Origin of the sequence: uncultured Bacteroides sp. (assembly GCF_905207245.1) — a bacterium.
Classification (GTDB): Bacteria; Bacteroidota; Bacteroidia; order Bacteroidales; family Bacteroidaceae; genus Bacteroides.
The window spans coordinates 1-23,922 of record NZ_CAJLKP010000042.1; the positions used below are offsets into that span (position 1 = coordinate 1).

A 23,922-nucleotide genomic window follows, 5' to 3' on the forward strand; every position below is an offset into this window, starting at 1 on the left:
CAAATCCGCGTTCAAGTTGGTATTCAATGTAGTGGAATTGCATTGGTAAGGCTGCTTGCCTGTGCCTACGGTAGATACGAACCTGCTCGATTCAACATAATTACCTATATAAACCTTATTATCGTACAGTACGATATTACATAATACATTATTGCTTGAATCTCTTGAATCAATCCAAGCAAAGGAACCTCCACCGCCCAATACCAACCGTTTAGCCGAATCCCAGTTTGCAGCAAGATAACCTTTATGGGAAGTAATGTTGCTGTGTACATCTAATACCCCTGTTCTTACATTCAACCACATGGCGTTTTTCCCTTGTGCAACGGTTTGTCCGCTGATTGTAGGATACCAGCCTATACCATTCCATGAGCCAAAACGTAAGTTCGCATCGTCTACGGAAGCTGCATCACTGCCACCGTGAATCCAAACACTCGAAGTTTTAACCACTCTAGTTGACCAGCCTATATTGAATCCTTTGGTGTTATTCATCGTCAAATCCCCTGTCATGGTGTCACCTGCTTTCTTCACGTAGCGTCCGTCAAAATCAGACAGGTGCAATCCATCCACCATATCTGCGTTAAGATTGGCGTTTACAGTAGTAGACACGCATTGATAGGGTGATGTTCCTTGCGGTGCTTTTGATATGAACCGTCCTGTGTTGTAAAAAAACATATTTGCATCCCCTGCTTCCAAGGAATCATGCTTGCTGACAGCAATCCCGTAGCCGGGAACAAATGTATCATACCATTCATGGCGTAATACTACTTCTTGGGTTGCATCATTACCTCTGAACCAAATACCTTCTCCTTGATTCTTTGCAGTAGAACCTGCTGACCATATTATAAGCTGTTTGTTGTAGGTTGAATTCTTTATTGTCAGTACACCGCTCATGTTAATGCTACCAACGCCCGTCATGTTTCCGCTTACGTTGGCTGTACCGTTGAAAGGCTGACCCCAAAGGGTACGGGAGGTGGCAAGAGAGCCGGTAGTATCAGACCTATTATAATATGATGGAATTTCTGTTCCCATACCGTCAGGTATTGTAGTGTACCAGCCTGAATTTGCTATGTCTAACATAGAACCACGTCTGTTTAGGATTGATACCTGACAATCATTATAATCATAGAAATGCCAAAACAGTCTTAATCTCTTGGTAGATGTATTATAAAATAACCTCCACATGTTATTCCCAAAACCAATAAGACTTCCATAATAGTTCAAAGAGCCTACAAAAGTAGTGCTTTCTTGATTAGTCGTCTGAAATACTATACTTACTATACCTGTACCTGAATGTCGGCTGTTTACTAGAAGTGTCATGTTGTTAATAGACCAACCACCAGATACGGTAGCATCAAGCACCAACCTATAACCTTCGGTATTTCCATCCCCTCCTATAAGTGTTATATGTTGGTTAACTCCATCTGTCCGCAAAAATTTAGATTGATGATAACCGTCTAATAAATCTGCATTTAAATTATTAACAAGCGTATTGCTTGAAACTATCAAAGGTGATACCCCTGTGGCGACAGTTGACATGAATCTAGGTGCTCTCACATCATTTGGAGTGACACGTAAAACCAGCTTGTTGTTATGGTCTACTACACCAAATCCTGCACTTTCCGTACTGCCGCCTCTAATGTTTCCTATGTACCAGTAAGTGTCATACCAGTTGAACCTTAATCCGTTTCTTATAGAAGTTAACCCACCATCATCGTTCTTGATAACTCCGTTATCCTTATAGATATTGGTAATATCACAATTTTCCAATCCCTTGAATACGATTGAGCCGGAAGAAGATGCGGAAGTAAGTGTTCCGGTCATGGTATCGCCAGCCTTTTTCACCCATCTACCGTCCAATACGGAAGTAGGGATATGGCTTGCGTCTATGACTTTACTTGAATCAGCCTTTTTCAATTCAGCCCACATAGCATCAGCGTCAAGTCCGCCCTTCCCAGCCATATCGTACAGTTTCTTTATCGTGTACGCATTAAACGTATTGTCAAGGTCTGAATCGGAGAAGGTTGTGCCGTCAGTAAGGTTTGCGAAGCTGTAAACGGTATTTACAACACCGCTACCACCACCGCTACCACCTGTTTTCACACCAAGAGCAGATACCCAACCGTCCGAGTAGAATCCTACCGTGTTTCCGTCTGTTCTATGCTTCACTCTCAGAGCCTTGTTTGCCGAATCGTAAACAAGCTGGGCATCTCCTATCGTAATGGCATTTGTTGACACTGATGGTGCTTGAACATTTCCTACCTTATTAATCCAAACAGCACCTTCCGTATTATTATGCCCATTCGGTCTTAGATTTATTTCGCCATTTCCAAAGCTAGCTAGTATTGTATGACCGTCTGAGTTTCTTAATACTACATTTGAATCAGTATATGTTATACCACCGTTATTATTGAAAACTATATTCTGACTAAACGTTTTTCTTCCCGAAATAGTCTGAGCAGTAGTCAAGGTAACGGCATCAGTAATCCCGTACCCTGCCAGTGTGGTAGGATTATCACCGACTGTAACACGCCCATAGGTATCTACTGTAACTTTCGTATATGTACCAGCCTTCACCCCTGTGGTGGCTAGTGACAATGTGCGGTTTGCGGACAGGTTTCCACCTCCCGTAAGACCTGTTCCTGCGCTTATCGTTATGGTCTTGTCCGCTTTCAGTGCAAGAAGTTCGGCTAGGTTGTCGCTTTCCGTAAGACCGTCAAGAAACGCTTCAAGTTCTTTCCATTTGTTGATAATGTTATCGGCATCGCTTCCTTCTAGGAAGTTGTTCAACTTGTTGCTTAACTGTGTTACGGTATTATTCAGCGTACCCAAGTCCTGTTGTCTAGCGAATGTTTCCCCGAATACGGCAGTGATGGTTTTCCCGTCAGAACTAAGTGCCATGTTTGTTACGGCATTTCCACTTCCCGACTGGGTGATGTTTTTTATACCACCACCTTCCTTCGCCATTTTCCAAATCTCGTTTATCGTGTACGCATTAAACGTATTGTCAAGGTCTGAATCGGAGAAGGTTGTGCCGAGATTGGAAAAACCATATACGTTTTTCACAAGTCCGTCACCACCGCTTCCTCCGCTTCCTCCAGGCGATACGCCTAAAGCGGAAATCCATCCTCTGGTATAGAAGCCTATTTCCGTACTTCCATCTATATGCTCAAATGTTACTGCCTTGTTTACGGAATCATATATAATCTTTATATCGCCAACCTGCAACGACTGTGTTTTCACCGTGCCGCTTATGTTGGCATCTACAGCATAAATATTCTCCCATCTCTTCGATTCAAGACCAAGTGTGGATGCGTTGTTCACGCTAGGAACTACATTTGCCGTAGACAACTGACCAGTAAATATCTTGCTTGCAGTAACTGTCTGTTCCGTATCAAGCGTTACAAATTTATTGTCAGGAAGATGGGATATGTGAATTTTCTTTGTCGGATCATCCTTTTCCAACTCCTGCCACAATTTGTCCGTATTCATTCCGCCTTCCTTGGCTAGCTTCCATATCTCGTTGATGGTATATGCGTTGAATGTATTGCTAAGGTTGGAATCGTCAAACGTCTTACCTAAATCGGCAAATCCGTACACGGCCTTAATCAGTCCACCTTCACCACCTCCCGGTTCTCCGCTACCACTCTGTGCGCCCAACGCTGATATCCATTGGTTTGTATAGAACGCTGACTTGCATCGTAACGCTTGGTTTACTTCATCCCATTCAAACCATCCGTTGAACTTCTGAAACGATGCAATAAGGTCATTAAGTAGCTGTTCAGAGAAAATATTTGTTCCGCTTCCCGTACCACTTCCACCTAATGTTACATTTGTCGTATTCTGTGTTGAAGCGGTCTGATTCTCCTGTGCCAGCCGTTCATAGAAAGACAGTATCTTTCTTCTTGCAATGGTGCATGAATATGACGGAAACATATTCTCCTTGGAATATTTAATCTCCAAAGACTGTATCTGTAACTGCATATCCACTATCTGACCGTTATCAGAGAAATCGAACACGCCTATTCCATCATCCCTTACCTTTAGCATATTTCCTTCTATGAAGTCAATGAAAAGGTTAGGATGCTCTGCGACAAATCCGCTAGATATGTCAAGTGAAACGGTTCGGTTCTCATGGTCATATCTTGACAGGTAGTCAAGAGCCGCCTTTTCAAGCGTGTTCTCAGCCATTGTCACATAAGATTTGGGCATGACGATATTCAGAATGACAAACTCCGTTCCTGCTGCAATTGAAGGAGATTTACCATCCGTATAAAGCGGAAGTTTGGCATTGTCGCTATCCGTTCTGTAGCATGATATTTTATATCGTGCCCCCTTATTAAACATGGCAACATCCTCTTCCGTTTCCCCCGTATCACCGTTCACCTCACCGTAAAGAGGAATAATACCGTTTTTGTTTATCTTAAATTCCGTTCCCGTATAAGTTCCTGTACGCATACTGAACACCGCGTCCGTTACAGAAGCGTATTTGTAATAGAACCTATCCTGTGAACCGTCCTGATTACCGAAATGTATGTTGCAGGTCATTTCCTCACTAAAGCCTATCTTACAGCTTCCGGCAGGAACGTCAGAATCAAACGTGAACTCAATACGTATGGTAACTGTCGTATTCTTACCTTTTTCTATATATCCTACAAGAGCGGTCTTGTCGTAAGGTATTTCAAGCATACTAGTAGCACCTTCCTCTCCGATAACAACCTCTTTCAAAGGAGAAGCCTGACCCAATACACGGTTTAAAACCATACGTAGGTTAATCTTCACCTTTTTCCCTACAGCATCACTTCCTATAGGTAATATACTGAAAAGCATCTTCCCTGAGAATGATGCAGTAGCCTTTACAGGCTGGTCATAATATGCCCTTGTACTATATATATCAAAACTCTCAAAATCCCTGTACTTGTCAAACATAGCATGGGGCTTGTACTGAGGCTGCACGTTGTCATTTATCTTGTCGGATGAATCACCGTCCTCATATACCTTGTACCCTAGGTTGAATCCGGGAGAGGTCATATAAATGAAGAAACTGTCACTATCATTACTCTTTATAGGAGTAGACCCGATAATCTTGTCTATCCGTGTAGATGCGCTAGCACCCTCACCTGCCACCTTTCCCGATTGAGGATCGGGTTCTCCGTCCGCCTTGTATGTATCCCATTCGGGAAGTCCTGACGGGTACAGATCACCAAGTTTTTTTCCTCTAATGGAAGGATATATCCCACTGAACGTGTTTGATATGGTTTTCCCTCTCACACCATAGTTCTTCAATCCGTATTCGCTGTCAATATAATATCTTATATTCCCGTCAGAATCATTCGGAAGAAGGATGTACGGGCAATAGCGTGATTCATCGGCAGGCTTAGCGTCCTTCTTGTATTCAGGCGGAACGTTCCTGCTTCCACCTTGTGGTATGATTCGGGTTATGACAGGTGTGCTTGTATCTACGGAAGAGGAAACTTTTACAGCACCCCCACCGTCACCCTGCTTGAATGTCCAGTTTACGGACGGTCTTGTCTTGTCCGTAATGGTTATTATCCCACCGTTCGCTGTCGTTGAGAAGTAATAATTGAGATAAAACTTGTCATAGAAGTTCTTCAATGCTTCAAACAGGTTAGTCCCATCGGTTATGTCAATCATATCTTCTGTGAGATCACCTTCCGCATCCACGTTGAGCGTCCATGTGCCAATGCCTGTATATCCTGCACCCAATGACGCATTGTAAGATTCTATATTTGCTTCGATGCGTGCGGCAAGCTGCTTTGCATCACCCCAGAACTGGAACAGACCGCCATGAGTGTATCTTATCTTGTTTATCTCCCCGCCTGTTCCGCTTACTATGTCAAGGAATGCCACATTCTGCAAAAGCACCTCCTTACCGTAAAACAGAAGGGAGTATTTGTATTTTCCTGCTTCGTTAAGATTATCTCCCGATGGGGCTTGGTACAGGATGAATGTATTACCGTTATATACGACTGTATCGTATTCCGATTCACTCTTTGAGTTGTATGCCTTGAACTCTATCGGAACAACGGAAACGACTTCACAAGTCAATTTTCTCACTTCCTGCAAAGACGGGCTGTATGAAAAATCAGCACTCTCCGCAATAACCCTATTTCCTCTTTTAATCTGTAAAATCATTGGTCTTTAAAGCGTTGGTTGGTCAATACTGAAATTTAACGAAAATGTATAGGCGGACACAAGTCGGTCAGGATTCTGCAAGTCCTGAACGTCCTGATAACTCAGCTTTGCGCCTGTTTCAAAACCCGTGCATCTTATCACCTGCTTTGCCGATTCCCCCCATATATCATTCCATATAGAGAAAGAGGATGAACCGTAAGGCGTACCGGGAGTGGCAGGTATCACATTGGTTATATATGAATAGAACGAACGGATATTCGTCTTTACCGTTTCCACATCTCCCAAAGCGGCAAATGTTATGCTTCCTTCCGTTGGCTGGTAAACAGGCGTGACAGGTTCGTACACCTTCTGACCGTTCTTGTCATACCATTTTTCGGCATAGGCTTCCTTTCTTGTCGGCAAATCCCATAATCCCTTGCTTTCAAGTATATACAGCCTGTATGTGGCATACAAATCCTTTGCCGTATCGCTTCCTTTCTTTATAAAATATTTAGATATAGCCATTCGTGTACATTGTTTATTAGTGCAAAAATAGCAAAAATAGTTTTAAAGTTTATGTAAATTTAAAAATTATTTTTCTATATTTGCATCACAATAGGTGCTTTGGATGAGTGGTTTAGTCAACGGTCTGCAAAACCGACAACAGCGGTTCGATTCCGCTAAGCACCTCAAGTGATTGGATTTTTTGTTCATAATCAAACTGGAACGCCCTGCCAACTGTGAAGCTAGCAGGGCGTTTGTTTTTAGTCAATTATAACCTTTATCGCATTTCCGCCTGACCTTGGGGCAATGGAAACGACACTTAGGAGTGCTGTCTTTATCGCCATAGTTGCGGCAAGCTGCTGGGTGAGAACCTCCAACTGTGACTGCTGTATGGCTGTCATGTTCGTTCCTCCCGTTCCTGCCGAACCACCGTTTAACGATACCAACTGACGGAGAAGATCGCTTTGTACAACCATTTCGTATCTCATCCCGTTAAGATAGCCCAATGCCTGGTTAAATGTATTCTCGTCAACTCCTGCAATGGCATTGGACAGACCTTCCGCGTTCTCTTCCGTTTCGGTAAGCATACCACCAAGGGCGTTGTTTATCTCATTGACTACACCTCCGGCTTCCGCAAAGGCTAATTCCAATGAGCCCATTACATTTCCTAGTATTATAAGTTCATCCTTATCTATCTTGTTATCCGCAAACATACCACCTTTGCCGTCTGCTCCGAACAGTGTGGTCTGTACCTGTTGCATTGCCTTTTCTATGTACTGTTGCTGTACCCAACTCTTAACAACATCTCTCATAACGTCTGCCACAGTGTCCTTATAAGCCTTTGCAGCATCCTCACCTTTCAGCCATGCTTCGACAAGAGCGTCACCTATCTGGCTAGCCCAGTCTTTCAAGTCAATGCTGTACAATTTGCTGGCAAGCGTTTCCGTATAATATCTTATCTCATACTCCAATTCTTTTATTGTCTGTTTGTAATCTTCTACTTTTTCTCTATCTGACTTTTTCTTATCTTCTTCGGCTGCTAGAATATCCTTTTGAATTTGCAACTGTTCTTTCAGATTTGATACCTGTTGGGATGTAACCTCATCAAGTTTTGCCGGGTCTATAATGTGCTCAAATTCCTTTTCAAGCATATTATAGATATTGGTAAGTTTCTTTGATTCAAATTCAAGATTCTCTATATGTTTTTGAAGCCTTTTATCATGCTGCCTGTTAAACGTAGCGATAACATCAAGCGGCATGGATATAACCGAGCCTATCGCACCTGCAAAATCACCGCTTTTGAATGAATCCCATGATTTCTTCACTCCTTCATTCATAACGCCCATAGCTTCCGAGAACTGGTTCATCTCGCGCATGAAACCACTGTCAGTATCCTTACCCATAGAATCCATAAGGTTGGACACGGATGCGATTATCTGCTGCATGGCTTTTATGGCATTGTATATGTTGGTTATGATAAAGTCAATAAGATTCACCGTCTGCAAAGCGTTCTGTGCGGCAGCCATCATTTCTTTACCAGTATTGACAGCTTCCTGTCCGCTCTTATATCTTGATTCGGCTTCCGACTTGGCACTCAACGCAGCGTTGGCAGCTTCTTCATCACCATTCTTCATCGCGTCCTCGTATGCCTTGGAAGCATTTTCGATGTCAGCCATAGCCTGTTGCATATCATTCATGCCTGCCATCATCTTTGACTTTCCTGCATCATAACGCTTGTTATACAGACCTTCAATACCTTCTTTCATGTACGTCTGCAAGTCAGACTGGTTATTCTTCATCATCTTCTCTATCTGCTTGTCCACACGTTCAAGTTCTTTCATGTATTCCTTTGCACTGATAGCACCAGACCTGAACGCACTGTTGAGCATTTCCCTTACTTTGTCGGCAACGGTATTTGCAGCTTCCATAGACATCGCTTCAACAGCACCGAAGAAGTTCTGATAGTCTGTGGTCAGCTTGAACAAGTCCATCTCTTCGCTTTTCTGCAATGCGGAAGATAAGGATGTGTTGCCCATACCCTTTGCCGTTTCAATCCTTTGACGGTACTTCTCTCTAATAATATCAACTTGGGTGTAGTAGTCACCATATTTTTCAAGGTCATTAGCATACTGCTTTGCCATCTCACCAAAGTAGCCTTTCCATGCATCAATCATTCCTTGGATAACCTCTTTCTGATCTTCTCCGATATTCTTATTCCCCTTAATTGCTTCCTGTATCTGATTTATATACTGGTTCATTGAGGTGAATGAAGATGTATCGGGCACAACAGAAACGCCAAGGTCAAGATTCATTCCTGCCAATGCGGATTGCAGATTGTTATATATGCCTGCTGCAAAACTTTCAGCCATAGTAGATGTGTCACCGCTAAACTGAACGGCAAGGTCTAAGGCAAGTTCGGAATCACCCGTTATCCCAAGTATGTCACTGTAAAAGTCATACTTGTTCTTGTATCTGTCAAACTCATCCGTAATCCTCTTCATCACCTTCTTGGCTGCATCAACATAAATTTCAGAGGACAATTCGGCTGCTTTCCTTGCATTTTTAACAGCATCCTGTGGAACACGTGTTTCCAATTCCTTTGCAGCCTTGTTGTAATTGTCAACAATAGCCTGTTTGTCATATACAAGGTCTACGCCAAGTTTTAACGCCTGTGAACCGTAGATGGATTCAATCTGCTTTTTGGCTTCTTCCTTACCTATGTTAATGCTCAAATCCTTGAACTTGGAATAGGCGGATTCAAGCAATGACAACCTGTTTTTCCAAAGGTCAGCAAGAGGATCTCTTTTTTGTGCTTCCTTTTTCTGCTTTTCCAGTTCAAGGTTGAATTGTTTTGCTGTTCCCGTAGCCTTTGACATCGCTTCGTTGGCAGCGTTAAACTCGCTTATTATTTGCCTTAATGTTTCAAGTTCTTCAGGGTCTACCAATCCTGTCAGTTCGTATTTATCCCCTACTTTTTTCAGTTTACCCTCTTTGGAAAATTTGTCAATAGTTCTCTGATAGTTTTCTATTGTACTTTTTGAATCCTTATATTCCTTTTTTACGGCATTAAAGAAATCTTCTACAGTCTTTATATCTGACGTTTTGATTGTTATAGTCCACGCTTTTCCTGTAATCTCGTCAAGAGATTTCTTCCATCCTGTCAATCCTGCTTGGGCTTCCCTATCATCAAGTTCAAATTGAATACGCCATCTTTCTTTTGCCAGTTCGTTTAATTTCTTTCTAGCATTTTCCCCTAATTCATTAGCTACTGCAAATTCATCAAGATGTATCTTTAATTGTTTCTGTTGCTCATCAGTAAGGTTTTTTACATCTATATTACCAAATACATCTTTAAGTTTTTTCTCAGTATATTTTGCAAATAAATTAAATGATGATTCAAGTTTTTTTACTTCATCCGTAATGCCCATCCTCAATTTCTCATACTCCTTCAACAATTCCTCACTGTCAAAATGGGTTTTGTTCTTGAATATTTCAAATGTCCGTGCATCTCCTGACGTTTCAGCCAAAGAACGTATCTTCTCTACAATAGTAGCCGCCGAAGCCCCTTTGTTTATCAGTTCGGTAAGTTCGTTTCTCCATTCCTTAGTACCCTTACCCATATTTATAATCTCCTTGGATGCCTGTACTATCTGCCCACGAAACTCTTCTATATCCTTACTTGCCGAAGTGAGTTTTACAGACGATTTCTCGTAATCTTTAAGCATATCAGAGAATGAATCGCCAAATACGCCCGTAGATGTTGCCTTATCCGCCTTGAACATTATATCCGCATTTTCAGCAGCACGTTTATAAACCTGCTCTAGTTCCGATGCTGACTTTTGCAGATATTCCACACGAGATCTCTGATCATCTATTTTCTTACTGTTTTGTACTATATATTGCCCCATATTGCCATATTTAGACAATATTCCAGTCAGTGTTTCTTCATACGTCTGCAACTGTTTCGTGTCAAGCTGTTCAAGGTTTTCCGGGGTGAGTTTATCGAAGTTTATCTTGTCAAGGTCTTTTTGCAAATCACTGTATGATTCACGGAAAGACTTTGCACTATCCTTTATCTTCTGATTGAACTCTTCCGAACGTGCAGACATAATATGAAACGCTTCCGCTACAAGTCCTGCAACAGTAAGTATCGTCATGAGCGGATTAGCCTTTATCGTAAGCCACAATGTTTTCAATGAATTTGTCAAACCGAATGTTGCCAGTTTGAATCTGTTCATCAACATTGTCGTTTTTGTCATAGACAACATTCTTGCAGCTTCCGCACCTGTCAGTTTAAGTTCGGTGACAAGAAGATGCCGTTCAGCCTGTGTCAGCATATTCGTGGCAAGAATACGTTTTGCCATCTCTGCTGACATCTTTCCCGAATTAACGGCAGCAACTATCTCTACGGCAGACAGTTTTGACGCTGTCGCTATCTTCCACCTCTCGGCAGTAGTGAGCGTTCTGTACATTGCAGCCTGTTTAAGCAACTGGGCTTCCCGTAATTTCTCAGCCTTAATAGCATTAGTTGTTGCGACAACTTCTTTTCCTAGCATGGCTGTTCTAGCCAACTGCAATCCTTTCAATGCGGCATATCCTACAGCAACACCCTCTATTGCTTTGGAGAAATATCTCCAGTTGTTCATCGCATCGGTTATGCTTCCAACAATTCCTTTCAGAACGGAATCATTCGCCTCGCCTATGTCATTCATCATAATCTTGTATGAATCGGCAAGGTTACTTACCATACCTTTCAAAGATGCAGCTTGTATTTCCTGCATTTTGTAGAACATACCACCATCTTCCGTCATTGTGGTAAACATCTCCCGAATATACTCAAAAGGAATCTGACGTGTTGATATGGCGTTGAACACATCATCAGTAGTTTGAGCCACGCCTCTTACTTCTTCCAGTTTTTTTCTTAATGCGTCCAATGCAGGAATACCGGCCTCTGTCAATTGACGTAATTCCTGCCCTCTCAATACACCTGCGCTTCTTATCTGTCCATAGGCAAGAATGATACGACCCATATCAACGCCAAGACCTGCGGAAACGTCCGCAAGACTTTTCATTGTACCGTACAATTCGTTGACAGGTATCTGGAATGCAGCAAGCTGTTTGGTATATCCAACCAAATCACTGAACTGGAAAGGAGATATTACAGCAAGCCCCTTAATCTGACTGAATATCTGGTCAGCCCGTCTTGCATCTTGTATGATGGCACGTAATGATACCTGTTGCAACTCGAACTCTCCACGGATAGCAACAAGTTCCTGAAACATATCTCTGAAAAAGTAGAATCCTGCATAAGTCTTTATCGTATTGACAAACTCACGCATCATTCTGCTCTGCTTTGTCAGTTCCTCGGAAAACTCTTTTGAACTTGCAGCATTTTTCTGATTGGTCTGCTGCATCTTTGTTCCATAGGATGTGGCTTCATTTACAAACTTGTTGTGTTCCTGTATCTTCCTGTTGAGAAGAGTAAGGGTACGGTTATAGTTTGCATCAGTCGTATTAAGCGCATTACGCCTGTTCGTCAATTCAGAAATAAGATTGTTAGCCTGATTGATAGACGTAGGATTGATATTAAGCAAGTCATGCGTTGACGTTTTTCTTAAAGATGATTGCAACTTTTCCAGCCTGCCTTGCAATTTCTGAATAAGAGCGTCAGCCTTTGTTATCTGATTGCTGTTTAAAGGAACTTCAACCTTAAATTTATTCAATAGTTCAAGGCGTTTCTGTATAGCGGCAATCTTCTTGTTCAAGTCCTCAGCACTTCCCTCCGGCATACCAAGGGCAAGTCCAGACTGACTAGAAAAGTATTGTAGATACTTCTGATTGGTCTGCTGCATCTTCTTACTCGCCTGTTCCTGCTTTGATGCTTGTCTATCCATCTCTTTTGTCCGTGCAATCTCCATCTCGTATTGCTGGCGTAGAAGATTAAGTTCTCTTTCATCGGAAATGGACAATTTAGGCGCACTGTTAGCAGTAAGGGAATATGCGGTTTTCAATCTGTTCAATTCAGCCACAAGATCATCTATCGCTTTCTTCTGACTTTCAAGATTGGCTTTTCTTGTAGCCATCCCCTTATCTCCGCCTGCATTGCCTAGGTTACGGTAAGTCTTTTCCAGCTTGTCATACTCCCTTGTCGCTTCGACAATCTTGTTTGACAACTCTTCCATCTGAACAAGTATATCCATTTTCTTGTTCGACTTCCCTTTCCCTACCTTGGACGCGTTTTCATTCGCTTTGTTTATCTTATCTACAACCTCGCTAAGTTCGTCATTCATTTTGCCTATATCGGTCAACATAGGCTTGAAGGACATCTCCTGGTTAAATGTGTCCTGCAACTTCTTCTGTATATCCTTTATCTGTTTGTCAAGACCGGAATCATCTAGACCGATCTTAAACTTTAATGCTCCTAAATCAACATCAGCCATAGTTATTGTTTTTTAATTATTGCAAAAATAGCAAAAATAAGCACAAGAGCATGATTTACAACAAACAAAAATCCATTAGTATTTTTTAACATATTTAAAATGGTAGATAAAAACGATTATGTTATCTTTGCAATAAAATAATTTTTTAACTATGGCTATAGAAGAAAACAAAGTAACACTCGTTGGCGTAAATTCAGCCAGCGTAACATTCAGCAATGAAGCTAATGTGGAAAAACAATACAAGGTGAATGCGAATGTAAACGTATCAAACGGAAAAAACATTGATTCATTTGATGGCGGAGAGGTGAAGTCATTGGAATCAGAGAACCAACTCGCCACATTCTATTTCAATCAGAACGGTGGTATCGCAATCAACTACAACGATCATCCCGATTTGGAAGCACAAATTGCTATCATTACCATCATCAACTCTTTCGTAACCGATGTGAAAAAATACATTAACACGAAAGGAATCTCATCAGTTTCAATCTAAAAAAGGCAAGAAAAATGACGAACCAAGAAATGTTTTTAAAGAGATTAACTCTCTTGAATATCCCCTTATCACTAGAAGGGAAGGAACTTCCATCAGAACTGAAAGCAAAAATCATGCTTATGCGTGTTGCTTACGACAAGGCTGCAAAAGCATTCGATGATGATATGCAACAGGTTCTTAAAGAAATAAAGAAGGAAGGATATGACGAGCGCGCACAGAAAATCAATCACATGAAAGAGATTGACGGAAAGGAAGATGCGACAAAAGAGGAAAAGAAAGAAGCGGATGAAATCAGAAAGACAGAAGAAGATTTCAACAAGGAAACAGAAGAGTTGAATAAGGCATACTCCGAAGCATATCAAGAGAAAATGAAAGAGGAATGTGATATGAAGCCTAGATACTTCGCCTTTGAAGGATTCACTAAAATCATTGAACTCATTGGTACTGACGGTGCAATTAAGGTGAAATGGAACTCTCCCGAAGCATTGGAAATACCGAAGGAGGAATTTATCTCGCTTATCGCAACAAATCTTGTCGATAACCTCGAATAATATATAATATATTAAAGTTTACTGTATATTTTATATATGCTTCATTTGGAGTCAGGTTATTAGCCTAAGCACTTTGAGTGCTACGTTGGATGAGAATGATATATAGTTACCTACGGATGTTTACCCAAGTCTGTAGCTCTAAGTTAAGTGGTTAAAAGGAGTAGCGTATTCGGTGAAACGGTGCTGCTTATGAAAACCTCATCCAACATTGGCGATGGGTATTTAACGGGAGTAATCCCGACTTATGTTGAATAAACATTAATTTAAAAGACAATGGAAGCAACAAGAAAGATGTTTCTTATAAGAAATTGAAATATATTTCATATGGGTTGATTGATGTGACGAATAAATGAATTTCAGATTTATAATATGATTTAATGTTTTTAACAATAAAACGCACATGAATAAGCCGTTTTCTATATTGCTATTTTTTTTGTTACTGTCGTGTTCTTGTTCACGCAAGCTACTTCCATCTTCGACAAATACAACCATAGTAGACCACAACACGACAGTAACGGAAAGAGTAGTATGGCAATCAAAAATAATAACTCTTCCAACAGAACACATACAACATACAACATTTGAAGATAGTTCACACTTGGAAACATCATTAGCCGTATCAGACGCTAAAATAATGTCGGATGGCAGGCTTTTTCATAGTTTGAAAAACAAGAAAGACTTTTTACAAGACAGCATCCCATCCTTGGAGAAAGAAACGGTAGTGACGAAAGATTCGATAATAACCGTGGAGAAAATTGTAGAAGTAAAGGTAGAAAAGGAATTGTCTAAATGGCAAAAAATACTAATCAATCTTGGATACATAGGTATCGGTTTCATATTGTTTTCAGGTTACAAAATAGCCCGAAAGTTCGTGTAACTTTCGGGCTTATTTTATTGGGGATTGATAAAATTTATGGAGCGTAATCTTCAACCATATTATAGGTGGTATTTACCCCTGTGGCTCTTGCTGCAATATAATAATCATAAGAAAAATCTCTACTAACATTAAAGGAATACATAGATGATCTATATGTTCCTTTTGCCGGAACCTGTGCAATAAGTCCTGTAAGTAATGAACCAGCATTTTCTCCAGCTTCTGGAACTGTTCTTGTCCTCATTAACACAAGAACTATACCACGTATAGTAACAGATGACCCACTATTATTTGTTATAATGAAGTTGTATGTAATTTGGTTATTAGAAGAGTTCCATGTACCAAATGCTTCTATTACGTATAGAGATCCAGCTGCATGAATAGTCATTGTTTTTGGTGTTACTGGAATAGGTATGTATATTCCTTGTTTTAATTCATCACCTACTCCTATTTTATTAGATGACAAGAAAAAAGCTACTTTCCATTTACCTACATAACTACCTATATTTAATAACCTTATAGATACTGAATCAGTAAACATACTTTCAGATGTTACTAAAATGTATCTAGTATTTTGTAAAAGTCCTACCCCTGCATACATTTCAGAAAATGGAGTTCCTTGATAGCTTAAATAGGATAGCAAAATGTTATCATCAGCATTTGTTGTCTGTTCAAGTTGTATTTCTAGATTATTAGATGTGTCCAAATATACATCTGATGGAACGTCATCTCCAAAAGGAACTATAGCATTATGATTATATCCGTTGAAATCCAATATCCGATAAGGTGCTGAATCTCCACCAGTAGGAGCATTATATCCCCAGTCTACGCCATTAAAAAGGTCTTTTAGAAATCCGCTTTCAAGCGTTCCTGGAGACATGTATCCCACTACACTTAGACCACATAAACCATCATTAGCTTTCCAATAATCAGAACGATCATCTAAGTATGGTTGCCTCACAGGTTTATATTTACTCCATTTATTTATTTTCCCATGCGTATTTGCGCACGCATATCCTAAATCATAGCCATTGCTAGTAGGACCGATACCTAGGGTAGGATATACATCACTATCCAATCCTACAGGAGAGGTAATTTTACCGTTAGAGTGACCCATAGACTACACCTCCACAAATTTATTGCAGACGACATTGCCGCATGAAATCAAACTACCCGTCACACGTACATCACCATCAATAATGACAGCTTGTGACAAATCAAACTCTTCTGGTATATCACTACCATCTAAGGCTATTATCTCATAAAACCCCTCTGTCGGGCTAAAACCCCTCTGTCGGGCTAAAACCCCTCTGTCGGGCTAAAACCCCTCTGTCGGGCTAAAACCCCTCTGTGCTCCCTCGCTTTGCTTCGGTCGCACACCAAATTTCCGTTTACAAACAAATTAATCTTCATGTTTATTGTTTTTTAAATATTTCGCAACACTATCCATTACACACTCAACACACCAACCTAAAAGGTATGCAAAGTGCTCATCCTGCCCATTTTCATATCCCATAGAAATATCACAATACCCAAATACATTACAAACATAATGAACAGATTCATGAGAAACAGTTCTCACCCCTATACCATCGTTGGATAACCAAATAAGTACACCTAAATGGTTTGTACTTTTTTCTCTTACAAAAATAGTCATGCCATTAAATCTCTTAATTTCATCTTTGGATGTATCTATCGGGTCATGATTAAGTTTGGTGAATTTTCTATATATTTTCCCCCATTGGTCATCCCCTACTGCAACATACAGTTTAAGGGGATATATTTTAGGATCGTATTTTGTTATCATCGCAAAACATCTTTTAGTAATATATCGGGATGCTCTTCTTTAGGTTTAGATTCCTTGAATCTATATATAAAGCCACTTGCATCCTTGTTAGCTTCCTTATATAAATCTTCTGTAAGAGAAGCCTTGTACAACTTAACTTTCTCTTCAAAATGATAATCAAGTTTAGGCTGGTCCATTATTACTGCCTGTATATAACTCCATGAATATTTCCATAGCAAAGCCCAGTCCTTGATTATCATCAATCCTCCGAATAGCCTTAAATCCCCTCTGAATTGGGGGAAATCTTTTTGGATAGATCCTCGTGAGCCGATTTTGCATCGAGAGATAATTTCATGGCATCCTTCTTGCTTAATGTCGCTGTCGTATCTATCAAGAACGCTAAACGGATTGTATTTGTAAAAAAATCACTTACATTAGCCCCCTCCACGATGGCTTCTATCAACGGAGTGAGTTCCTTATGGTCATAGTGCCTGCTTAACCACCAAGCGTATATACGTCTTGCAAAAGGAATTATCTCAAAAAACCAATAGTTGTTCAACACTCCTGCCGCTGCAACTTTGTACGGAATAGATGCGTCATTTTTCATAATTGCAATCATTTCCTTTTTCGCTGTATCGGGATTGATAATGTCACGTATCAACAGCTTGTCTACAATATAATCGTATGCACCCAGTCTAAGACCACGCACCTTGAATTTCTTATTGCCAACCATAACCTCTTTGTATTTATGAGTGGCAAACTTCTGCATCTTTATCTGATCATCTAAGTCAGGTTGTTTCCAGTTGAATATTCCCATTTTTAAACTAACTTGAACGGTTTAATCATTAATTTTCCTTTCACATCTACCTTTGATATGTTCTTTGGAGTATTTGTATAAACGAATACCCTTGTATATTTAGACGATACAATATCAAGTTTGGCATCGTCAATCAAAGAAACGTGTACTATGCTGTTGTCAAGCGCAACAAGGCTTACACGGCTGTTATCCTTGACATACATTTCTCCTATACCGAAATCGTTGAATGTGACAACACAATCACACGAACCATTAAAAATAGACCATTTAGGATTGCTTATGAACAGGTTTGTATCATCAACGAATACATTAAACTTCTCCCTAAATCCTGCAAACTCCTTCTTGATTATTTCATTTGACGGGTATCTGTTAAGCAGGCAGAAATCAATGTATCTAATATACATCTCGCATAATTCATATTTATCTAGGTTACCCCATTCGTTTAACCCTTTTTCGCAAGCTCCAAGACTTATAGCCTTTTGCTTTAATTTATCAGACAATTCTTTATCTGTCATGGTGTTAATTTTTAAAGCAAAAATACAACAAAGGTTAATAAAAATCAAACACAATCAGTTAAAAAACAATAAAAGCCGGACAAAATGCCCGGCTAATAATCCATCAATTGTCTACATCAACCAGCAGACGACGAATTGTCAAGTTCGAGAACCATCATGGTTTTCAAATACTGAGTGTTAACTTCCAATGCTGTCACAGTAACGGAGAATCCAAGGTATCCAGCGTTACTTGGAGCACCTGTGAAGCTGACAGCCCATGATGCCTTCGGGAAGAAGATCATACGGTCACCAGTACCGTTGATAATACCGATAGGACGTACAAACTGCTTGAATGAGCTTACACCAAACGCTTTCAGTTTCTGAGTAGCACCTTTTCCAAAAGCATCAATGGTATCAGTTAAGTCACTCAATTCCAACTCAGCCTTTGCTTCATTTCCTTGCGTAAAGAAAGCGAAAGCAGCTTTTGATGTAGACATACCTGTAAAGGTAAATGCCATAGTTCCTGGTGTGATATTTTGGAATACGGTAGCACCCTGTTCGTTCTTTGTTTCAGAAGTATCAGCGTCAGTACCAGAAGATTCCGTAGTACCAGACTCAATATTGGGAAGAATCTTCGGATTCCTAAAACTTGAATATTGAGTACTATCGGTGATTTCAATCGCATCAAATGTCAAAGCAGCCGACTGCCCGTTCAAGTAAGCAGGGCTAGTGTCTAAATTTACTCGTGCCATTCTATTTTCTGTATTTAAAAAGTTATTGTTAATTGTTGAAAACGTATCTGCCGATGCGCCTCCACTGTTTTTTTCTCACGTTTCTCATGCAGCTAATCCTTTGAAATATCAACATTCAACAGGACGGACATATAATAGAACCCAACCCCGTCAAACATTGGTGGTAAAACATTAAATATCTCGAAATGAAGCTGCACAGTCTTTTGCGGGAACAGTTCTACCATTTTCTCACTCAACGCATCCATGACAGACGGATATACGTTCCCGGGCAATGCCCTTACAAACAGAGTAACCGTAGCCATCGTTTCGCCTTTCCCGAAGTGACCGTAAGGGCCGCTCTCGGTATTGCTGACAATTCTTGTATTGTTGTTTACGACAATAAAACTAGTTACCTTATCATCAACACTTGCAGGACGCTGCACCTTATATACATCGTCAGCAATCTTCTTGTCCAATACAATATTGTACAAGGTGGTATTTATTGTTGAAGGATTAAAGTAGCCCATAACTTCACTTAAAATATTTGTTTAACATATTAGCTGCAATTTTCTTAAAAACCACAGTATATTTACCCCCTTTTAAATCTGTCTTTGTCTTAATCCAAGAATCTGAAAGAACATTCAACAAATGATAGTTTTCCACATACTTAGCATAATACATGACAGCAGCGACAACCAGTTCATATTTTTCAGAACCATCGGATTTATAACTATTGAAGAAATCTTCGGCAAGTTCACGCCCCCAATACTCGACATTGTTACGTTTCCTAGGCTCATTTGCAACTTTCGTTGCATTTGCCCACACAATCTTCTTTAGGACCCCATCTTTGTAAATGCCACATCCATAACTATCTTCAAGATTGAAAGTTTGGTTGGTAAAGCCCTCCAAGTCTTTTATATCATCCATGACATTCGTGGCAATATCCTCCATGAACTGCATGATAGAAGCATCCAAGGCAAGCTGGACATTACTACCAAACTCTTTCAATACTTTATCGTTGTTATTTGCCTGCATTTTTTGTACTTGTCTTTCTTGTTACTGGTTTACTCAGTTTCTCAATCTGCTTTTTTAGCAAATCTCGATCAACCTTAGCGCATTTCAGTTCCGTTTTAATATCATTCATCTCATTATAAAGTTCCTGTATCTTCTGATAAGCATCGTGGAGAGATTGCTGATAACTCAAAATTTCCTCTTGCGCCTTCTTCAACTGAGCACCCTGAATAGCAAATCCCTTTTCAAGATTGTCCAAGGTAGAAGAATCAATTTCAGTTTCCATCTTTTCCTTCTTCTGCTTAAACATTAACATTGAAGTTAGAAGGGTTATGCCATTTGTACCCAACAAAGCAAGTATTATTTCCGTCCAATTGATTGTCATAGTATTCTAGTTTTCTATTTGGTTAAAGTATATCACCGTACCAAATTCCATATTGTTAAATGGAGGTTTCTTTATCTCACGCCAACTATTGCTGTTGTCCGAAAACGGATGGTTGAAATTCTGCCAATCCAACAGACACCCAGAAGGTATGGTTACATCGTTATCTTCTAGGTAGGCGGCATATTCGGATTTGTCAACATCATTCGTTTCCGAACCAGTATCCTTTTCCTGTATGTTTGCCTTTCCTTCGTATATCATCTCCCAATACGGGGTGGTCTGATATTTATCCGAACTGTTCTTGTTCTGATAAATTCTCACCATATCAGGAAACATATCCTCACCTAAAATACTCTTTCCCATACTACCATCTTAATCTAGTTATTTCAACATCAGTTCCAACATCCAAATTCAAACCCCATTTGGCGTATAAATCCTTTGCGCGTTGCTCCAATCTTTTCTTGTCATTGATAGAAATAGTCTTGCTTGTGTCGGTAATTGACCAGTTTCCGGCTTTCTTTGTCTTTCCCTGTATCGTTGAAGGGGCAGTACAAACAATGAGCAACAAATCAGCATAAGCCAAATCCTTCTTCATCTCAGACGTTTCACGGCTATCATCAGACAAACGAAATCCCCATTTCTGGGCAACACTGATATATGATGTGTTTTTCAACTCATAGTCAATCTGTGCTTTCAGATATTCACGCATAGACATATAGAAATATGCTTCCACCTTCATGTTACCCTTTGCTGTTATCTGAGGGGTAACTTGAATAGTGAACGGATTATCCGAAACTTTCAGTCTATCCTCCGGCTTCAATGTTTCATTGTCGGCAATAAGCCAGTATCCGAACTCTACACTTTCTTCGGGAATAGCTTGGAGCGTGAGAGTATCTCCAATGAAATACTCCCCTGCGCCCTTTGCTGTGCCTTCGCCATTTATATCAATAATGACCTTCATGGTTCAACTTTTTACAATCCCGTAGTTGACTGTTCGTCAACCTTCATAATGATAAGGTTGTTCGGATTCTTCATCACAGGACACGCCCACAATTCACCTGAACTCTTCTCAGCATACGGTTCAGAAGAATACTGATGCAAGAACGCGATACGTCCGCCTTCCAAAGAAGAAATACGTACAGCCGGGTTGGTATCCTGCAAATACATTGACGGTGAGTTCTTGATACGGAAGAACTGACCGCTCTGAACAAGAACAACGGTGTTCTTTTCAAAAGACGGTTTGGCTTCCTCAATCACGCCAAGTTTGTTCCATTTTGATTTTTCCTCAATAGGGATAATCACAGGAATAGAGAACACCTTCATCAGCACATCAACAATTTCCTGATTGTTCATAGGATAAATTGTAGTAGATGCTGCGGCAGGAACAAGACGTGCCTGTACTGCTGCTGTCACTTTCGGGTGCATCAAGAAATTATCATACAAATCCTTTGACATTTCAAAATGATCGTATGGTACACCGTCATTATCGGCAATCTTGCACATTCTTTGAAGGTCTTTAATGGGATCAGCGTTCTCGTTCGGTGTCCAGTCTGTATCGCTAAACCATTTCTGTTTCAACGCTTTCAACTTGTGTTTTGCAGGAACACGATAGTCAATCTGAACAGGGATTGAGTTGGTACCACTAGCTGTATAGTTAAGCATACCTGTAGAAAGAGCCTGATAAGTCATACAGTTCAACTCGGTATGGAAACCTTGAATACACGCTTCCATCTTTGTGAACCACTTCTCACGGATCTTGTCAAGCAATGCACCTTGCGGAATGTCAAGTTCATAGAACTCCTGAATATCGGTTTCCATAAACTGAATGGCGTGACCCATCTTCGGAATACGGCCCGAATACCATTCAAATCCCGTAGTATCCATGATAGGCTTTTCAGCCAAAGGAGCAAGCATCACAGGACGGGTAGCCTGTGTGTATTCGTCAACCATCACGTTCCATGATTTGCTCATCTGAGGAACATCCCAATCTCCGTAGCTTCTCCAGTTTTCGTTATCAAATTTCTGATTGGCATAATCCATAAGTTCCTGCATCTCCCCGGAAAAATGCCAATCATAGAAACTAAATGTCGATCTTTGCATAAAACGAAAAAATTTAATTAGTTATACAATGTGTAACGGAAAACGCAAGGATATGATTCATCATCCTTCATCGCCTTTTTGATTGCCGAAGCTACTGGCGGAATGCGTTTTTCCAAAATCTCACTTGTCACCATCCATGCACCGTTGAAGGGATATAGAGTGGCACCGGGAATGGTGTCAACATCATAAGGCAGGATAGCATTAGGAATAACCTTGAATTTTGCGCTAGCACCAACCTGTGTAACTTCAACCAAAATATCGGTCAATTCCAATTTACCTGCATCCCCGGACAATGTAAGGATGTCATATTCGTCATGAGACGAATCAATAGCGTTAATGGTAAAGCCAGTTGTAGCACCTGCGGCAGTAGTAGGTGCTTTACCGACAACCATGCCAACCTTGGCAACTGTATTACCCATGATTTTTTCAACTTTTACCGTAGCACCAGAATCCGATTTCTCGTACATTCTGAATGAATAGTGAATGTCACCGCCATTCTGCTTTGAGGAATCACATTTAATCATGGTACCAGCCGGAAGTTTGTTCCCAACTGTAGGCATACGTTCTACTGGAACGTTACATCCTACCAACAGTACGTGCAAAGACGTATCATTAGAAAAGATATGTCTTGCGCCACCAATCTTACTATAACTTGTTGCAAGAACTCCTGCTTTCATAATTAAAAAAACTATTTGTTAATTTTACTGTAATATCGGCTGACAATGTTGTTTTCCTTGTTAGCCTTATCTTCTTCTCTCTTTCTATCTATGAATGACTTTACATCGCTAGAACCACCCTTGTCAGAGATGAAAGGATTAATGCCATCCTTTGTGTATTTAGTACACGTTTCATTGTACTTTCCCTGTATTTTCAGAAGAATGCTTGTATCTTCCTCTTCGGGCGAAATCTGAATGTTCTCAAAAATGATGTTGCGCAACAACTCGTTAGGCATACCTGCTTCCGGGCGTTTAATCAAATCAGACAGCTTCTTGCGCTTTTCAGTTACAATCTGCTTCTGCTTTTCCTCCTGCTCTTTAGCTTCAAACTCTTTCTTGAACTTTTCAAACTCTTCAAGTTTAGCCTTGACATCATCGGGCAACTCAAACGGTTTCGGTTCGGGTGCTGGTGTTGGTGCTGGTGCCGGTGTAGGTTGTGGTTGCGGTGCTGGTGTAGGTTGTGGTGCAGGATGTGATTTTTCCCATTCTTTTTTCAAGTTGGATATCTCCTGTTCCTTGATTGTATCCCACTCCTTGCGCTTATCAGACGCAAATGCTCTTACCTGACCTGCCACAGTGTTCTTTAAATGATTAACAACACTTTCATTCCAGAACTTTTCCGCATTTTCCTGCGGTGCGAACGTTGAGAACTCATTGATTGTCTGTTCGATTGTACGATCTGTAATAACGGAGCTACTTTCTCCTAACGCATTCTTGATACCTTCAAAAATGACTTTTACATTTTCATCCATATACTATTTATTTTTTTTTATGTGATTCATGCACAAGACCTTTGCGCACAGTAAGTACCTCTTACCGATGCAAATGTAGTTAAAAAATGTGTATAAGCAAAAAAATATTTAAAAAAATATTATATTTGCGGGATACATA

At 40.3% G+C, this 23,922-nt stretch carries 19 protein-coding genes, 1 tRNA gene and 1 pseudogene; 4 read left to right on the plus strand and 17 right to left on the minus strand.

Annotated elements, in window-relative coordinates:
- Both QZ135_RS13510 and QZ135_RS13515 read right to left on the minus strand, forming a co-directional pair.
- A pseudogene (locus QZ135_RS13510) lies at positions 1–6,153 on the minus strand (hypothetical protein); the annotation flags it as partial.
- Between the two features lie 6 nt (positions 6,154–6,159).
- The gene (locus QZ135_RS13515) at positions 6,160–6,657 is read right to left on the minus strand and encodes a hypothetical protein (RefSeq protein ID WP_294610104.1); all 498 of its coding nucleotides are present in this window, start codon (positions 6,655–6,657) and stop codon (positions 6,160–6,162) included.
- A gap of 93 nt (positions 6,658–6,750) precedes the next feature.
- Between QZ135_RS13515 and QZ135_RS13520 the strand changes: the two genes are divergently transcribed.
- Positions 6,751–6,822: transfer RNA gene (locus QZ135_RS13520), tRNA-Cys, on the plus strand.
- Positions 6,823–6,896: 74 nt separating this feature from the next.
- Here the strand turns inward: QZ135_RS13520 and QZ135_RS13525 are convergent.
- Complete coding sequence (locus QZ135_RS13525) at positions 6,897–13,076, minus strand: tape measure protein (RefSeq protein ID WP_294610106.1); 6,180 nt, start codon at positions 13,074–13,076, stop codon at positions 6,897–6,899.
- A 151-nt stretch (positions 13,077–13,227) separates the two neighbouring features.
- On the opposite strand from QZ135_RS13525, the gene QZ135_RS13530 reads away from it, so the two are divergent.
- The 3 genes from QZ135_RS13530 (at position 13,228) to QZ135_RS13540 (ending at position 14,997) form a co-directional block, all read left to right on the plus strand.
- Positions 13,228–13,569 (plus strand): hypothetical protein, encoded by a 342-nt coding sequence (locus QZ135_RS13530; RefSeq protein WP_178284804.1) that lies wholly within the window; start codon positions 13,228–13,230, stop codon positions 13,567–13,569.
- A 14-nt stretch (positions 13,570–13,583) separates the two neighbouring features.
- On the plus strand, positions 13,584–14,120 hold the full coding sequence (locus QZ135_RS13535; RefSeq protein WP_294610116.1) for a hypothetical protein: 537 nt from the start codon (positions 13,584–13,586) through the stop codon (positions 14,118–14,120).
- A gap of 598 nt (positions 14,121–14,718) precedes the next feature.
- Positions 14,719–14,997: a hypothetical protein gene (locus tag QZ135_RS13540; RefSeq protein WP_294610120.1), complete on the plus strand. Its 279-nt coding sequence runs from the start codon at positions 14,719–14,721 to the stop codon at positions 14,995–14,997.
- A 34-nt stretch (positions 14,998–15,031) separates the two neighbouring features.
- On the opposite strand, the gene QZ135_RS13545 is transcribed toward QZ135_RS13540, so the two are convergent.
- The 14 genes from QZ135_RS13545 to QZ135_RS13610 all read right to left on the minus strand — a co-directional run bounded on the left by QZ135_RS13545 (position 15,032) and on the right by QZ135_RS13610 (position 23,783).
- Positions 15,032–16,111 carry a hypothetical protein gene (locus tag QZ135_RS13545; RefSeq protein ID WP_294610123.1) on the minus strand — a complete coding sequence of 360 codons (1,080 nt, stop codon included), beginning with the start codon at positions 16,109–16,111 and terminating at the stop codon, positions 15,032–15,034.
- Positions 16,112–16,396: 285 nt separating this feature from the next.
- Entirely contained in the window at positions 16,397–16,801 is a 405-nt protein-coding gene (locus tag QZ135_RS13550; protein ID WP_294610126.1) for a hypothetical protein, read from the minus strand.
- A complete protein-coding gene (locus QZ135_RS13555) occupies positions 16,798–16,977 on the minus strand; it encodes a hypothetical protein (protein ID WP_294610128.1) in 180 nt (59 codons plus the stop codon). Before QZ135_RS13555 ends, QZ135_RS13550 begins: the two co-directional genes overlap by 4 nt.
- An 80-nt stretch (positions 16,978–17,057) precedes the next feature.
- Positions 17,058–17,597, minus strand: coding sequence for a hypothetical protein (locus QZ135_RS13560; protein WP_294610132.1), 540 nt, complete (start codon positions 17,595–17,597; stop codon positions 17,058–17,060).
- 2 nt (positions 17,598–17,599) lie between these two features.
- Positions 17,600–18,112: a hypothetical protein gene (locus QZ135_RS13565; RefSeq protein WP_294610135.1), complete on the minus strand. Its 513-nt coding sequence runs from the start codon at positions 18,110–18,112 to the stop codon at positions 17,600–17,602.
- Positions 18,113–18,228: 116 nt separating this feature from the next.
- Complete coding sequence (locus QZ135_RS13570) at positions 18,229–18,843, minus strand: hypothetical protein (RefSeq protein ID WP_294610138.1); 615 nt, start codon at positions 18,841–18,843, stop codon at positions 18,229–18,231.
- A gap of 92 nt (positions 18,844–18,935) precedes the next feature.
- Positions 18,936–19,313, minus strand: a complete 378-nt coding sequence (locus QZ135_RS13575) for a hypothetical protein (protein WP_294610141.1) — start codon at positions 19,311–19,313, stop codon at positions 18,936–18,938.
- 40 nt (positions 19,314–19,353) lie between these two features.
- On the minus strand, positions 19,354–19,857 hold the full coding sequence (locus QZ135_RS13580) for a hypothetical protein (protein ID WP_294610144.1): 504 nt from the start codon (positions 19,855–19,857) through the stop codon (positions 19,354–19,356).
- The gene (locus QZ135_RS13585) at positions 19,844–20,119 is read right to left on the minus strand and encodes a hypothetical protein (RefSeq protein WP_294610147.1); all 276 of its coding nucleotides are present in this window, start codon (positions 20,117–20,119) and stop codon (positions 19,844–19,846) included. The genes QZ135_RS13580 and QZ135_RS13585 overlap by 14 nt, the downstream gene beginning before the upstream one ends.
- Before the next feature lie 105 nt (positions 20,120–20,224).
- A complete protein-coding gene (locus tag QZ135_RS13590) occupies positions 20,225–20,578 on the minus strand; it encodes a hypothetical protein (RefSeq protein ID WP_294610150.1) in 354 nt (117 codons plus the stop codon).
- Position 20,579: 1 nt separating this feature from the next.
- Positions 20,580–21,176, minus strand: coding sequence for a hypothetical protein (locus tag QZ135_RS13595; protein ID WP_294610154.1), 597 nt, complete (start codon positions 21,174–21,176; stop codon positions 20,580–20,582).
- Positions 21,177–21,187: 11 nt separating this feature from the next.
- A complete protein-coding gene (locus tag QZ135_RS13600) occupies positions 21,188–22,315 on the minus strand; it encodes a major capsid protein (protein WP_294610156.1) in 1,128 nt (375 codons plus the stop codon).
- A 17-nt stretch (positions 22,316–22,332) separates the two neighbouring features.
- On the minus strand, positions 22,333–22,875 hold the full coding sequence (locus QZ135_RS13605; RefSeq protein WP_294610158.1) for a hypothetical protein: 543 nt from the start codon (positions 22,873–22,875) through the stop codon (positions 22,333–22,335).
- A 128-nt stretch (positions 22,876–23,003) separates the two neighbouring features.
- On the minus strand, positions 23,004–23,783 hold the full coding sequence (locus tag QZ135_RS13610; protein ID WP_294610161.1) for a hypothetical protein: 780 nt from the start codon (positions 23,781–23,783) through the stop codon (positions 23,004–23,006).
- Between the last annotated feature and the right edge of the window lie 139 nt (positions 23,784–23,922).